The following is a 13,672-nucleotide window of genomic DNA, read 5'->3' on the forward strand; positions in this document are numbered from 1 at the left end:
GGACTGCCCGTCCGATCAGGCCAACCAGGTCTTGGACAGCGCCATGCCGTTCATCAGCTCCGCACCCGGATCCACCTTGTAGCCACCGACCTTGTCGGAAACCGCGTCGATGAAGTCGTTGAACATCGGCGTGATCAGGCCGCCCTCGTCACGGACGATCGTGCCCATGGCCGAATAGAGCTCCTTGCGCTTCGCCAGATCCAGCTCGGCCCGCGCTTCCAGCAGCAGCTTGTCGAAGCGTTCGTTGAAGAAGCGGGTGTCGTTCCAGTCCGCGCTCGACAGATAGGCGGTGGAATACATCTGGTCCTGCGTCGGACGGCCGCCCCAGTAGGACGTGCAGAACGGCTGCTTGTTCCAGACTTCCGACCAGTAGCCGTCACCCGGCTCCCGCTTGATTTCCAGCGTGATACCGGCCTTCTGGCAGCTTTCCTGGAACAGCTGGGAGGCATCCACCGCACCGGGGAAGGCCACGTCGGACGTGCGCAGCAGCACCGGTCCGTCATGGCCGGACTTCTTGAAGTGGAACTTCGCCTTGTCCGGGTCATAGGTGCGCTGCTCGATCCCTTCGTCGAACAGCGGATAGGCGGCATTGATCGGCATGTCGTTGCCGATGGAGCCATAGCCGCGCAGGATCTTGTCGACCATCTGCCCCCGGTCCATGGCGTACTTCAGCGCCAGCCGCAGGTCGTTGTTGTCGAACGGCGCGGTGTTGCAATGCATGATGAAGACATAGTGGCCGCGACCGCCGACGTTCTGGATCGTGACGCCCGGCACCCGCTTCACCAGATCGACGATCTTCGGTTCGACGCGGTTGATTATGTGCACCTGGCCGCCCTGCAGCGCCGCTGTGCGGGCCGTGGCGTCATTGATGACGATGATCTCGATCTGATCCGCATGGCCGCGGTTCGGCGCATCCCAGTAGTCCGCGAAGCGCTCACCGACGTAACGCACGCCGGGCTCGTTCACCACGACCTTGTAGGGGCCGGTGCCGATGCCGGCATCCGGTGCATCCATGCCGCCGTTCGGCTGGATGATCAGATGATAGTCGGCCATCAGATAGGGCAGGTCGGCGTTCGGGTTCTTCAGGGCCACGACGACGTTGTTGCCGTCCTGGCTGATGGTCTCGATGCCGCGCATGATGCCCAGCGCGCCGGACTTGGTTTCCTCACCCGAATGGCGCTGCAGGGTCGCGACCACGTCGGCGGCGGTCAGGGTCTTGCCGTTGTGGAAGGTCACGCCGGAGCGGATCTTGAACGTCCAGACCCGTGCGTCTGCCGTCGCGCTGATCTCCTCCGCCAGACGATTGACGACACCACCGGTGGGCGAGGTCTCGACCAGCGTGTCACCCCAGGAGTGACCGAATGCGAAGGGCACCTGGCTGGCAAAGGTCGCGGGGTCGAGGCTGTTGGTGGACTCGCCGCCGACCATGCCGGCCTTCAGGATGCCGCCTTTCTGCGGTCCGGCGGCAAAGGCCGCGCTGGACAGCATGGAGCCCGCGAGCGTCGCGCCGGCACCCAGTGCCGCGGCGCGTCCCATGAAGGCGCGACGGTCCATGAGGCCACGCACCACGCGATCGCTCAGATACTTCAGTTCGTCTGACATGCCAGTTCTCCCTCGTTGACGCACGTTGGTGCTGTCGAATTCCCTGTGGCTGCATCATGCGGCGCGATGTTTCAGGGGGCAACCTTGTTGCCGCCCTCCCGTTCATAGTGACGCTTCTGGACAGATTTCTGACGGTTCTGGGGTTCAGCGCCGCTTCTTGGGCTTGCCGCGCTTCTGGCCCGGGGGTGGCCGATGCGGCTTCAGGTTGCCGCGACCAGGCCCCTTCAGGCTGCCCTTGCCACCACCGCCGCTGGCGCTGTCCCCCTTCGGATCGATGATCTCGAACGCGAGACCGCCGGTGACGGGCGAGGCCTCCTTCAGGCGCACGGTGACGCGCTCACCCAACTGCCAGACCTTGCCTGTGCGGCGTCCGACGAGCTGCATCGCCGCCTCGTCGAAGTCGAAGAAGTCACTGCTGAGGCTGCGCATGGGGATGATGCCGGATGCTCCGGTCTCGGCCAGGGCCACGAACATGCCGAAACGGGTGATGCCGCTGATCCGGGCCGCGAACTGTCCCCCCACCTGGTCCTGCAGGAAGATGGCGGTGAAGCGGTCCAGCGCATCACGTTCCGCCAGCATCGCCCGGCGCTCGAACGTGGACGTCTGCTCCGCCAGCCGCTGCACCGTATCCGGATCGGTGTCGCCCAGCCCGCCCGCGCCTGCGCCCATGGCATCGATCAGCGCGCGGTGCACCAGCAGGTCGGCATAGCGCCGGATGGGGGAGGTGAAATGGGCGTAGCGGCGCAGGGCCAGGCCGAAATGGCCCTGGTTGTCCGTGTCGTAATAGGCGGCGGTCTGGGCGCGCAGCACCGCCTCGCTGACCATGGGTGCGGTTTCCCGGCCCGCAACCTTCGACAGGGCGCGGTTGAACATGGCGGGCTTCACCACATCGCCGGCATTGAACGACAGCCCCAGCGTGCCGAGGAAGTCCTTCAGGCCGCGCAGCCGCTCCGGATCAGGGGGTTCGTGGACGCGATAGACGCAGGGCTTGCCGCGCCGCTCCAGCGTTTCCGCCGCGCAGACATTGGCCAGCACCATGAACTCCTCGACCACCCGGTGCGCATCCAGCCGTTCCTGCGGCACGATCCCGGCGATGTAGCCGTCGTCGCCCAGCAGCACCTTGCGCTCCGGCAGGTCGAGCTCCAGCGGTCCCCGACGCCGCCGCGCCTGGTCCAGCAGTGCCCATGCCGCGAACAGCGGTTTCAGCACCGGGTCCAGCAGGCCGTCCAGCTCCGGGCGCGGGTCACCGTCGATGGCCGCCTGCGCATCGGCATAGGCGATGTTGGCGGCGGAGCGCATCATGGCGCGGAAGAAGCGGTGGCGGCGTTTCCGGCCCGTGGCGTCGATCACCATCTCCACCGCCATCACCGGACGGTCTTCCCCCGGCATCAGGGAGCAGAGGTCGGCCGACAGCCGCTCCGGCAGCATCGGCGCGACCCGATCGGGGAAATAGACGGAGACGCCGCGCGCCTGTGCATCGCGGTCGATCGCACTCTCGGGACGCACGTACCAGGCGACATCGGCAATGGCGACGGTCAGGCGATAGCCGCCGGGATTGTCCGGGTCGTCGTCGGCGACCGCGTGGATCGCATCATCATGGTCGCGGGCGTCAGGCGGGTCGATGGTGACCAGCGGGGTCTCCCGCAGGTCCGTCCGCTTGCCAAGGTCGGTGACCGGCATGGCCTCCGCCGCCGCACCCAGCGCCTCGGGCGAGAACTCGCGCGGGATCTCGTGGGTCTGCAGCGCCAGCAGCGAAATGGCGCGTGGGTCGTCGAAGCTGCCGACAACCTCCACCACCTTTCCGAGCCGGGGACCGAGCGCGCGTCCGGGCAGCGTTTCGACCATCACCAGATCACCACTGGTGGCGCCGCCGTCATTGCCCGGCTCGATGATCATTTCCTGGCGCAGCTTCCGGTCGGTCGGCTGGACCCGCCCGCCCCGTCCCGGCGGCATGGCCTGCTGGAACACGCCGAAGATCTTCCGTGCGGTGACCTCCAGCCGATGCAGCACCCGCGCCTGGTAGATCTGACCGTCACGACCCAGCCTGGCGAGGAACTGGTCGCCGGGCTTTGCCGCCGGTCCGCGCACCGTCTTCTCCACCAGTTCGATCCGTGGCGGCGGCGCATCGGATTCCCACTTCAGCGGGCGGCACAGCAGGTCGCCGTCGTCATCGACTTCCGTGACCTCGATGACGCCGACCGGGGGCAGTCGCTGCTGCCTGCCGCCGGACTCCCGCCGCTCCCGCGGGGGATGGTCCTTGCGGCCCGGCAGACCCTCCGCATCGCGGTCGGCGGTGATCTCCTTCAGCAGCCGTTTCAGCCAGATCCGGTCCTGGCCCTTGATGCCGAAGGCCTTGCCGACCTCGCGCTTGCCTGCCCTGCCGCCGGATTCGTCGATGAAACGCCGGATTTCCTGCTTCGAGGGCAGATGCGGGGGAACGGACTTTACCATGGGTTCCCATGGCCAGCGGCCTGAGGAGAAATCACGAGTCTCCTTCCGCCTTCTTCTTCGGCGCGGCCTTCTTCCTTGCCGGTGCCTTCTTCGCGGCAGGCTTCTTCGCCGCCGGCTTCTTCTTCGCCGGGGCCTTCTTGCCGGACTTCGCGGCGCGTTCGGCGATCAGCTGCACGGCCTGATCCATGGTGATCTCGGTCGGTTCGATCCCCTTGGTGATCGTCGCATTGATCTTGCCGTGCTTGACGTAGGGGCCATAGCGCCCGTCCAGCACCTGGACCTCGCCACCGCCGTCCGGGTGCTCGCCCAGCACCTTCAGCGGCTTTGCCGCGGTGCGCCCGCCCCGGTTCTTCGCTTCCGCCAGCACCGTCACCGCCCGGTTCAGACCGACCTCCAGCGCCTCGCGCCAGTCGCTGAGCCGACCGTACTTCTTCTCGTGCTCCACATAGGGGCCATAGCGTCCCAGTCCGGCATTGATCGGGTTGCCGGTCTCCGGATGCTTGCCGACCTCGCGGGGCAGGGAGATCAGCTGGATCGCCAGCGGCAGGTCGACCGCATCCGGCTCCAGTCCCTTCGGCAGGGAAACACGTTTCGGCTTCTGCCCCTTCTCCACCGGCTCGCCCAGTTGCAGGTAGGGACCGTAGGGACCGTGCTTCAGCCAGATCATCTCCCCCGTCGCCGGGTCGATGCCCATCTCCCGGTCCTCACCGGCCTGCGCCTCGACATCCGACGGGTCGCCGCCGAGCTTGCGGGTGAACTTGCAGTCGGGATAGTTGGAGCAGCCGAGGAACGCGCCGAACTTGCCCAGCCGCAGGCTGAGCTCGCCGATGGCACATTTCGGGCAGGTGCGCGGATTGCTGCCGTCTTCCTTCGGCGGGAACAGCGACGGCGCCAGGAATTCGTTCAGGGCGTCCAGAACCTCGCCGATGCGCAGGTCCTTGGTCTCCTCGACCGCGGCGTGGAAATTGGTCCAGAACCGGCGCAGCACTTCCTTCCAGTCGATCTTGGCGGCGGAAATGTCGTCCAGTTCCTCCTCCAGCGTCGCCGTGAAGTCGAACTGCACGTAGCGCTCGAAGAAATTGATCAGGAACGCCGTCACCAGCCGACCCTTGTCGTCGGGAATGAAGCGTTTCTTGTCCAGCCGGACATAGTCGCGTTCCTGCAGCACCGACAGGATGGAGGCATAGGTGGACGGGCGGCCGATGCCCAGTTCCTCCAGCTTCTTCACCAGGCTGGCCTCGGAGAATCGCGGCGGTGGCTCGGTGAAGTGCTGCTTCGGCTCGATCTTCTCCCGGTCCAGCGGCTGGCCTTCCGTCATCTTCGGCAGACGGCTCTCATCATCATCGTCGGACCGGTCGTCCTGGCCTTCCTCGTAGAGTTTCAGGAAGCCGGGGAATTCGACCACCGTGCCATTGGCGCGGAACGTCAGTCCGTTCTCCGCCGTGATGTCCACGCCGGTCTGGGCCAGACGGGCATTTTCCATCTGGCTGGCGACCGTGCGCTTCCAGATCAGGTCGTAGAGCCGGTGCTGCTCCGCCGAGAGCACGCGTTTCATCTCGTCGGGGGTGCGGCTGATATCGGTCGGGCGAATGGCCTCATGCGCTTCCTGCGCGTTCTTGGCCTTGGTCGACCATTCGCGGGGCCTGCCGGGCAGGAAGGCATTGCCGAAGGTCGACTGCACCGTGTCGCGGATCGCGCTCACCGCCTCTGCCGCAAGCTGCACGCCGTCGGTCCGCATGTAGGTGATCAGGCCAACCGTCTCGCCGCCGATGTCCGCGCCTTCGTAGAGGCGCTGGGCCACCTGCATGGTCTGCTTGGCGCTGAATCCCAGCTTCCGGGCGGCTTCCTGCTGCAGGGTCGAGGTGATGAAGGGCGGCTGCGGGCGGCGCTGGGTCTGACGCGTCTCGATCCCGGCAACACTGAAACTGCCCTGCGCGGCGCGCGCGGCCAGTTCGGTCGCCTGGCTCTCGTTGGCGATATCGAACTTGTCCAGCTTCCTGCCGTCGATCTGGGTCAGGCGGGCACTGACTTCCTCGCCGTCCGCAGTGCGGAACACGGCGCGGATGGACCAGTATTCGCGCGGCACGAACTTCTCGATCTCCAGCTCGCGCTCGACGATCAGGCGCAGGGCAACCGACTGCACGCGACCGGCGGAACGGGCACCGGGCAGCTTGCGCCAGAGCACGGGGCTGAGCGTGAAACCCACCAGATAGTCCAGGGCGCGGCGGGCCTGCTGCGCATTCACCAGATCCATGTCGATGTCGCGCGGCTGCTTCATCGCGGCCAGGATGGCGCGCTTGGTGATCTCGTTGAACACCACCCGCTCGACACCCACGTCCTTCTTCACCGCGCGCTTGGCCCGCAGGGCCTCCAGCACGTGCCAGGAAATGGCCTCGCCCTCGCGGTCCGGGTCCGTGGCCAGGATCAGGCGATCCGCACCCTTCATGGCATCCGCGATGGCCTTAAGGTGCTTGGCGGACTTCGGGTCCGCCTGATAGGTCATGGCGAAATCCTCATCCGGCAGCACCGACCCGTCCTTCGACGGCAGGTCACGCACATGGCCGAACGAAGCCAGGACGGTATAGCCCGGGCCAAGATACTTACCGATGGTTTTCGCCTTGGCAGGCGACTCGACGACGACGACGTCCATGGAACCTCTGCTTGGCTTCGGGTGACGCGCAATGCCTGTCACCCCGGGCGGCTGGAACATGGGCAAAGCGTTTCAGCCTGTCAACGGGGCCGCGGTCACGGGATCGGGTCCGTCCCGCTCCTGACGTGACTCATGACGACCACTTACAGAACCAGGGAGAACCTGTTTCCCGCATGCCGGGTGACCCGTCCGGCGATCTCCAACTCCAGCATGGCGGCATGGAAGACGGGGGCCGCGATGTCAGCCGCGCGCATCAGGTGATCCGCAGGCGACGGCTCCGCGGACAGGGCGGCCAGCAGGCTGTCGCGGGCATGATCCATCCCGTCTGACACATCGTCGGCCCCGGCGATCCCGTCTGTCGCGTCGCCATGGGGGGCGAAGCGGAGGGACGGCCCCTCCGGCATGCCCGGGGCGCGTGCGCCCGAGAGGCTGTGCGCAGTGAGCAGTGGCTCGATGATGTCATCCGCCGTCTCGACCAGGGTCGCCCCCTCCCGCAGCAGCCGGTTGGCACCACGGGCGCGGGGGTCGAGGGGAAATCCGGGAACCGCGAACACTTCCCGACCCTGCTCCCCCGCCAGCCGGGCCGTGATCAGGGTGCCGGAGCGCACCTGCGCCTCGATCACCAGAACGCCGAGCGAAAGGCCGGAGATGATCCGGTTGCGCCGGGGAAAATGCCGCGCCATCGGCTCCGCGCCCAGCGGTGCCTCCGCGATGACCAGACCCTGCTGCCCGATGGCGGCCTGGAGCTCGCGATTCTCCGGCGGGTAGAAGATGTCGATCCCGCCCGCGACGACCGCGACGGTTCCGGTGGCCAGACTGGCGCGATGCGCCTCCCCGTCGATGCCGCGGGCCAGTCCCGAGACGACCGCGATCCCGGCGTCCCCCACTGCCGCGACGATCTGGCGGCAGATTGTCCTTCCGTTGGCGGAGGCATTGCGGGCGCCGACCACGCCCAGCATCGGTCGCGCCAGAAGTTCCCGCCTGCCGACCGTGGCCAGCACCGGTGGCGCCTGGCTGATGGCGGCAAGGGGGGCGGGATAGTCCGGATCGCCGATGATCAGGAAACTGCCGCCCAGCCGCCGCAATGCCTGCCATTCCCGCTCCGCATCGGCTGCGGGCGCGATCCGCAGCTTTCGCCGGCCCGCCCGTGCCGCGATCTCCGGCAGGGCCTCCAGCGCCCGGATCGCGGACCCGTAGCGGGCCAGCAGGCCATGGAAGGTGGCGGGGCCGATGTTCTCGCTGCGGATCAGCCGCAGCCGCGCCAGCCGCTCCGCCTCCGGCAACGCGGTGGCCTCGTCCCCTGGTTGCATGTCAGGTGCCGTGCTCATCCTGTGATCCTGCCAGACGCCCCGGGCCGGTGCCAGCCCCCCTGTCGGCCTGCGGTGCCGAAACCGGCTCCTCCGCCCTGATATTGCCTCTTCTGTTTCACACCGATGCCACGGTCAATCGGCGACCATGGGGACATGGAGAAGCCGCATCAGATCGAACAGCGAATGATCGCGACCCGGGACCTTGCAACGGTTACGGGTGCCGAAGCCCGTCGTGCGCCGCATCAGGCAGGCCGATCCGGTGGAAAGGCCGCCGATGACCATCGGTCACAGATCGGCCACAGCCGCGACGCTGACCGGTCACGTGCGGCCCCCCAGATCAATGGACAGCGACGGGCAGTCGATCTGCCCCCCGGCCGGCAGACGAACGGGACTGGTTCGGACGCAGGTCTCTTGGAAGGACACGACATGTACTTCACAGCTTTGCAGGATCATCCCCTGGGCCAGTTCGGTGTCTCGGTCGGGGGTGCGACCTACAGCCCCGTAACCACCCGCCGGGCGCTGCAGGAACTCGACTATGACCCCTATCATGCGACCCGTGCCGGCTTGCGGATACCGCGCCGCTTTGCGGACGCCCTGCCGACAGACATTTCCCGCAGCCGCCGCATGACCGAACGGCAGCAGGCCTTCGTGACCATCATGCTGCCCATCGTGCTGCGCGCCAACGAGATCGTCTGTGTGCTTGACGCGGTGGCCCGGGCACAGGCTGGCGTGGAGGCGCCCGCCGTGCCGTCGGATCTGCCCCCGTCGCTGCTGATCGGACTGGCCGCAGCCGTGACCGACTGGGGCAGCGACCTCGCGGGCGGCAGGGCGAGCAATCCCTATCCGGAGACGCTGACCGTGCCCTATGGCCTGGGTCTGGATGCGGTCCGCGCCGCAGGCGGGATCAGCCGGGCGCGGCACAACAGCCTGCTGGAGGCGACGCTGGACATCATTCACGGCCTCGACTCCCTGGTCACGGATCCCGCATTCCGGCGGGAACAGGTGCGCCAGCATGACAGCAAGCGGCCCGACGGCTATCGCCTGGCCCTGCTGATGTCCGATACCGGCCCGTGCGACCGGATTCTGGCCAGTGACGTGCTCTATGCCATCGAAGGCGCGGCCCTGACCCTGCTGGACCGGTCCCGGCTGACGCCGCCGACTGCGATAATCCACTGACCCGGTCAGGCCCCAGAGGCCCCTGACCGTCAACAGGTTCGTTGTGCCGCACCGGCTGGTCCCACCGTCGGCGTGCCAACGGACCAGATGATGCTGTCGCCCCCTCCTTTCCCAGACGGCATCCATCTGGCGGGGAAGCCCGGGTCCCCCCGACCGAACCGGGCTTCCCCTACCCTTTCCCTGCATTCTGCCTGTCGGATGGGCAGGCAGCCCTAATGCACTTGTCTCAATTCGACTTCCCCGGCATAAGAATGCGCAGAGCTTCAGGGTCGGGGAGGGCCGGACGTGGACTACGAGCAGATTCTCTACGAGGTGTCGGACGGTGTCGCCACGATCACCATGAACCGTCCGGACCGGATGAACGCCATGACCCTGCAGATGGGCGGGGAGATCCGGCATGCCATGCAGGCCGCCTCCGATGACGCTGCGGTGCGGGCCATCGTGCTGACAGGCGCCGGTCGCGGCTTCTGCGCCGGTGCCGATGCGGCACGGCTGTCCAACACGGCCAGCGGCGGCAAGGAGCAGGAACCGCTGCCCAACCACGGCGCGATCGCGGGCGGGCTGGACCTGCCGGAGGGGTTTCACGCCAAATATGCCTATCTCACCACGGTGCCGAAGCCGCTGATTGCCGCCATGAATGGCGCAGCCGTCGGGGTCGGGCTGGTTCTGGCGCTGTTCTGTGACGTGCGCATCGCGGCGACCGAGGCCAAGATGGGCACGGCCTTCGCCAAGCGCGGCATGGTGGCGGAATATGGTCTGGCCTGGCTGCTGCCGCGCCTGATCGGACCGTCGCGCGCTCTCGACCTGCTCTATTCGGCACGGATCATCCAGGGTGACGAGGCGCAGCGCATGGGACTGGTGGACCGGACCGTGCCCGCCGCCGACGTGCTGCAGACCGTACAGGATTATGCGCGCGACATTGCGGCCAACGTCTCGCCGCGCTCCACCCGCATCATGAAGGATCTGGTGCTGCGGGCGATGGAGCAGTCCATGGATGCCGCGCAGGACCAGGCCGCCGAGGAACTGGCGGCTGCCCTGAAGTCGGAGGATTTCCGGGAAGGCATCGCCGCCTGGCAGGAAAAGCGGGCACCCGCCTTCACGGGCCGCTGACGGGAGGATTGGGACATGGAACTCGCACTGAGTGCCGATGAACAGGCCTTCCAGACGGAAGTCCGTGATTTCCTGAAGGCCGAGCTGCCTGCCGACATTGCCGACAGGGTGAAGCGGGGCCTGCCTGTGGGGCGGCAGGACATGCTGCGCTGGCATGAACCGCTGCGGGCGCGGGGCTGGCTGGCGGCAAGCTGGCCGAAATCCGCCGGGGGTCCGGGCTGGACCATCATGCAGCGCCATATCTTCGACATGGAATGCCGTCTGGCCCATGCGCCGCCGCTGATCGCCTTCAACTTCAACATGATCGGCCCGGCACTGATTGCCTTCGGGCGACCGGAGCAGAAGGAACATTACCTGCCGAAGATCCTCTCCGACGAGCACTGGTGGTGCCAGGGCTATTCGGAGCCGGGGGCAGGTTCCGACCTCGCCGGGGTCCAGACGCGGGCGGTGCGCGACGGCGACCATTATGTCGTCAACGGCTCCAAGATCTGGACCAGCGCGGCGGAGGAGGCCAACCACATCTTCTGCCTGGTGCGTACCGACCCGACCGCCAAGAAGCAGGAGGGGATCACCTTCCTGCTGATCGAGATGGATACGCCGGGGCTGGAGGTCCGGCCGCTGATCGCGCTGAACGGGCGGCGGCTGTGGAACACGGTGCATTTCGATGATGTCCGCGTGCCGGTAGAGAACGTGCTGGGGCGTGAGAACGAAGGCTGGACCGTGGCCAAGAAGCTGCTGGGGGATGAGCGGCTGTTCGTCTCCCGCGTCTCGGAGAACGCCCGCGTCCTCAGTATCGTCAAGGAAGTCGCGGCCACGGAAAGCGCCGATGGCGCGCCGCTGATCCGTGACCCGGACTTCGCCATGAAGATCGCGGACCTGGAGGCACGGCTGAACGCGCTGGAGATGACCAGCCTGCGCATCCTGTCCCGCGCCACGGAAGGCGGGCGCATCGGCGCCGAGCCGTCGATGACCAAGCTGCTGGGCAGCCACATGGTGCAGGACCTGGACGTGGTGCTGTACCAGGCCATCGGTTACTACGGCGCGCCGGACCATTCCGACTTCCTGTTCCGGGGCGGCAACCAGCTGCCCGTGGGTCCGGACCACGCGGTCGGCATCACGTCGGGCCAGTTGCACCATCGCGGCTATACCATCGCCGGCGGCACGTCGGAGGTGCAGCGCGGCATTCTTGCCAAGGCGGTTCTGGGTCTCTGATACTCCCGCGCGGAACGAACAGCCCCGGGGAGACTGCGCGCATGGCACTGGACATCAGGCCCGCGACCGCCGACGACATTCCGGCGATCACCGCCATCTATGGCCACTGGGTCGAGAACGGCACGTCATCGTTCGAGCTTGAGGCTCCGGATGAGGCGGAGATGCAGGCGCGCTTCGCCGCCCTGAAGCAGAAGGACCTGCCCTGGCTCGCCGCGACGCGGGAGGGCGCGCTGGTCGGCTATGCCTACGCCGGTCTCTACCGCCCCCGCCCGGCCTATCGTTTCACGCTGGAGGATTCGATCTACGTCGCCCCCGATGCCGTCGGCACCGGCATCGGCCGCCCGCTGCTCGGTGCCCTGATCGAGACCTGCCGTGGGCTGGGTTGCCGCAACATGATCGGCATCGTCGGCGACCCGCAGACCAACCAGGGCTCCGTCGCCCTGCACCGCGCCCTCGGCTTCGAACCCATCGGTACCGCCCGCCAGATCGGCTTCAAGTTCGACCGCTGGCTGGATGTGATGACGATGCAGAAGGTGCTGTGAGGGGCGCAGGCCCGTCTCCGTCCATTTGCTGATCAGGGTGTCCCGCCGCTCGGCGTTCGGGCGGCACGCCGGGTACCCGCATCAAGTGCGGGTACGTCGTCCTGAGAGAGCAGGCGGCAGGGAAGTCAGTGCAGCCAGCCGCCTGACCCACGCCGCACCCTGACTTGATCAGGGTGCCCAGCCTTCCCGCGTTCGGCTCAGGGACCAAACAGTCGCCATCGGACACCGGACCGGTCAGCCATAGAAAAAGCCCGGCGAACTTGCATCCGCCGGGCTTCGTTCGTCACGTCACTGTCGTCGCGGGTCAGCCGTTGTAGAGGCCGACGATGGCGATGGAGGAGACGTTCTGGTGCGGGGCGCCGCCCAGGTTGTGGGTCATGCCGATGCTCGGGTTCGAGAGCTGGCGGGCGCCGGCGCGGCCATGCAGCTGCAGGTACATCTCGTAGAGCATCCTGAGGCCGGAGGCGCCGATCGGATGACCGAAGCACTTCAGGCCGCCGTCGATCTGGGCCGGGACCTTGCCGTCGGCATTGTAGAAGCCGTCGAGGAAGTCCTTCCAGGCTTCGCCTTCCTTGGAGATGTAGAGGTCTTCCGCCGTCACCAGTTCGGTGATGGAGAAGCAGTCATGACACTCGAACATCGAGACCTGCTCACGCGGGTTGGTGATGTCGGCTTCCTTGTAGGCGCGCTGGGCGGCCTGGCGGGTGGTCATGAAGTACGACCCGTCCCAGGAGCTGTGGGCCGACTCGGTGCCATTCGACACGGCGAGCTGCAGGGCCTTCACGGTCACCAGATCCTTCTTGCCAAGCTTGCGCGCGATCTCCGGCGTGGTGACGATGGCGGCGGCGGAACCGTCGGACACGCCACAGCAGTCGAACAGGCCCAGCGGCTCCGCGATCATCGGCGCGTTCAGCACCGTGTCCATGGTCACGGCCTTCTGCAGATGCGCCTTCGGGTTCTTGGCACCATTGTCATGGCTCTTCACCGAGACCTGGGCAATGCCGCGCTTCAGGTCCATCGCCTGCACGCCATGCTTCTTCTGGTAGGCGGTGGCGAGCTGGGCGAAGTTGCCCGGCGCGGAGGCGTTCGGGTTGATCATGTCGTTCAGGGGGCCACGGCCACGCTGCGGCAGGCCGCCGTAGCCGGTGTCCTTCAGCTTCTCGACGCCGACCGCCAGGGCGATGTCGGCGGCACCGGAGGCCACGGCATAGACCGCGCCGCGGAAGGCTTCGGTGCCGGAGGCGCACATGTTCTCGACACGGGTCACCGGGATGTAGGGCAGGCGCAGCGCGACGGACAGCGGCACGGCGGACTTGCCGACATGCACTTCCTCGATCGCCGTGGAGAACCATGCGGCGTCGATCTGCGAGGTCTCGATCCCCGCGTCCTTCACGCATTCCTCATAGGCTTCCATGATCAGGTCTTCGGCGTCGCAGTCCCAGCGCTCACCGAACTTGGAGCAGCCCATCCCCAGAATGGCTACCTTGTCACGAATTCCTGACGCCATCGTCAAATCCTCCCGGTCGATACATCATGTTCAGAACACACTTGCGCGCACTGTAACATGATTTCTGCCGGGCCAAAGACAAGACAGATGCAGGGCTGCCATAGGCAAACGT

General features: G+C 66.9%; 9 protein-coding genes. 4 read left to right on the plus strand and 5 right to left on the minus strand.

What is annotated here, in order from left to right; all coding sequences use genetic code 11:
* Positions 1 to 15: 15 nt before the first annotated feature.
* The 4 genes from QGV54_RS18715 to dprA form a co-directional block, all read right to left on the minus strand.
* Positions 16 to 1,602: an ABC transporter substrate-binding protein gene (locus QGV54_RS18715; protein WP_281019129.1), complete on the minus strand. Its 1,587-nt coding sequence runs from the start codon at positions 1,600 to 1,602 to the stop codon at positions 16 to 18.
* A 144-nt stretch (positions 1,603 to 1,746) separates the two neighbouring features.
* Positions 1,747 to 4,053: a ribonuclease R gene (rnr, locus tag QGV54_RS18720; RefSeq protein ID WP_281019128.1), complete on the minus strand. Its 2,307-nt coding sequence runs from the start codon at positions 4,051 to 4,053 to the stop codon at positions 1,747 to 1,749.
* A 31-nt stretch (positions 4,054 to 4,084) separates the two neighbouring features.
* On the minus strand, positions 4,085 to 6,703 hold the full coding sequence (topA, locus tag QGV54_RS18725; protein WP_281019127.1) for a type I DNA topoisomerase: 2,619 nt from the start codon (positions 6,701 to 6,703) through the stop codon (positions 4,085 to 4,087).
* Positions 6,704 to 6,846: 143 nt separating this feature from the next.
* On the minus strand, positions 6,847 to 8,031 hold the full coding sequence (gene dprA, locus QGV54_RS18730; RefSeq protein WP_281019126.1) for a DNA-processing protein DprA: 1,185 nt from the start codon (positions 8,029 to 8,031) through the stop codon (positions 6,847 to 6,849).
* Positions 8,032 to 8,439: 408 nt separating this feature from the next.
* Here dprA and QGV54_RS18735 point away from each other — a divergent pair, with 408 nt between their 5' ends.
* From QGV54_RS18735 to QGV54_RS18750, 4 genes are all read left to right on the plus strand, one after another.
* Positions 8,440 to 9,189 carry a hypothetical protein gene (locus QGV54_RS18735; protein WP_281019125.1) on the plus strand — a complete coding sequence of 250 codons (750 nt, stop codon included), beginning with the start codon at positions 8,440 to 8,442 and terminating at the stop codon, positions 9,187 to 9,189.
* Positions 9,190 to 9,474: 285 nt separating this feature from the next.
* Positions 9,475 to 10,299 carry an enoyl-CoA hydratase-related protein gene (locus tag QGV54_RS18740; protein WP_281019124.1) on the plus strand — a complete coding sequence of 275 codons (825 nt, stop codon included), beginning with the start codon at positions 9,475 to 9,477 and terminating at the stop codon, positions 10,297 to 10,299.
* A 15-nt stretch (positions 10,300 to 10,314) separates the two neighbouring features.
* A complete protein-coding gene (locus QGV54_RS18745) occupies positions 10,315 to 11,511 on the plus strand; it encodes an acyl-CoA dehydrogenase family protein (RefSeq protein WP_281019123.1) in 1,197 nt (398 codons plus the stop codon).
* A gap of 41 nt (positions 11,512 to 11,552) precedes the next feature.
* On the plus strand, positions 11,553 to 12,053 hold the full coding sequence (locus tag QGV54_RS18750; protein ID WP_281019122.1) for a GNAT family N-acetyltransferase: 501 nt from the start codon (positions 11,553 to 11,555) through the stop codon (positions 12,051 to 12,053).
* Positions 12,054 to 12,357: 304 nt separating this feature from the next.
* On the opposite strand, the gene QGV54_RS18755 is transcribed toward QGV54_RS18750, so the two are convergent.
* Complete coding sequence (locus QGV54_RS18755) at positions 12,358 to 13,560, minus strand: acetyl-CoA acetyltransferase (protein ID WP_281019121.1); 1,203 nt, start codon at positions 13,558 to 13,560, stop codon at positions 12,358 to 12,360.
* Positions 13,561 to 13,672 lie beyond the last annotated feature (112 nt).

Source organism: Minwuia sp. IMCC3060 (assembly GCF_029909435.1).
In the GTDB taxonomy this organism is placed as follows: domain Bacteria; phylum Pseudomonadota; class Alphaproteobacteria; order Minwuiales; family Minwuiaceae; genus Minwuia.

Coding starts and splice junctions, on each gene's coding strand:
- QGV54_RS18715 (WP_281019129.1), bottom strand. CDS start 1,602: ATGTCAGACGAACTGAAGTATCTGAGCGATCGCGTGGTGCGTGGCCTC.
- rnr (WP_281019128.1), bottom strand. CDS start 4,053: ATGGTAAAGTCCGTTCCCCCGCATCTGCCCTCGAAGCAGGAAATCCGG.
- topA (WP_281019127.1), bottom strand. CDS start 6,703: ATGGACGTCGTCGTCGTCGAGTCGCCTGCCAAGGCGAAAACCATCGGT.
- dprA (WP_281019126.1), bottom strand. CDS start 8,031: ATGAGCACGGCACCTGACATGCAACCAGGGGACGAGGCCACCGCGTTG.
- QGV54_RS18735 (WP_281019125.1), top strand. CDS start 8,440: ATGTACTTCACAGCTTTGCAGGATCATCCCCTGGGCCAGTTCGGTGTC.
- QGV54_RS18745 (WP_281019123.1), top strand. CDS start 10,315: ATGGAACTCGCACTGAGTGCCGATGAACAGGCCTTCCAGACGGAAGTC.
- QGV54_RS18750 (WP_281019122.1), top strand. CDS start 11,553: ATGGCACTGGACATCAGGCCCGCGACCGCCGACGACATTCCGGCGATC.
- QGV54_RS18755 (WP_281019121.1), bottom strand. CDS start 13,560: ATGGCGTCAGGAATTCGTGACAAGGTAGCCATTCTGGGGATGGGCTGC.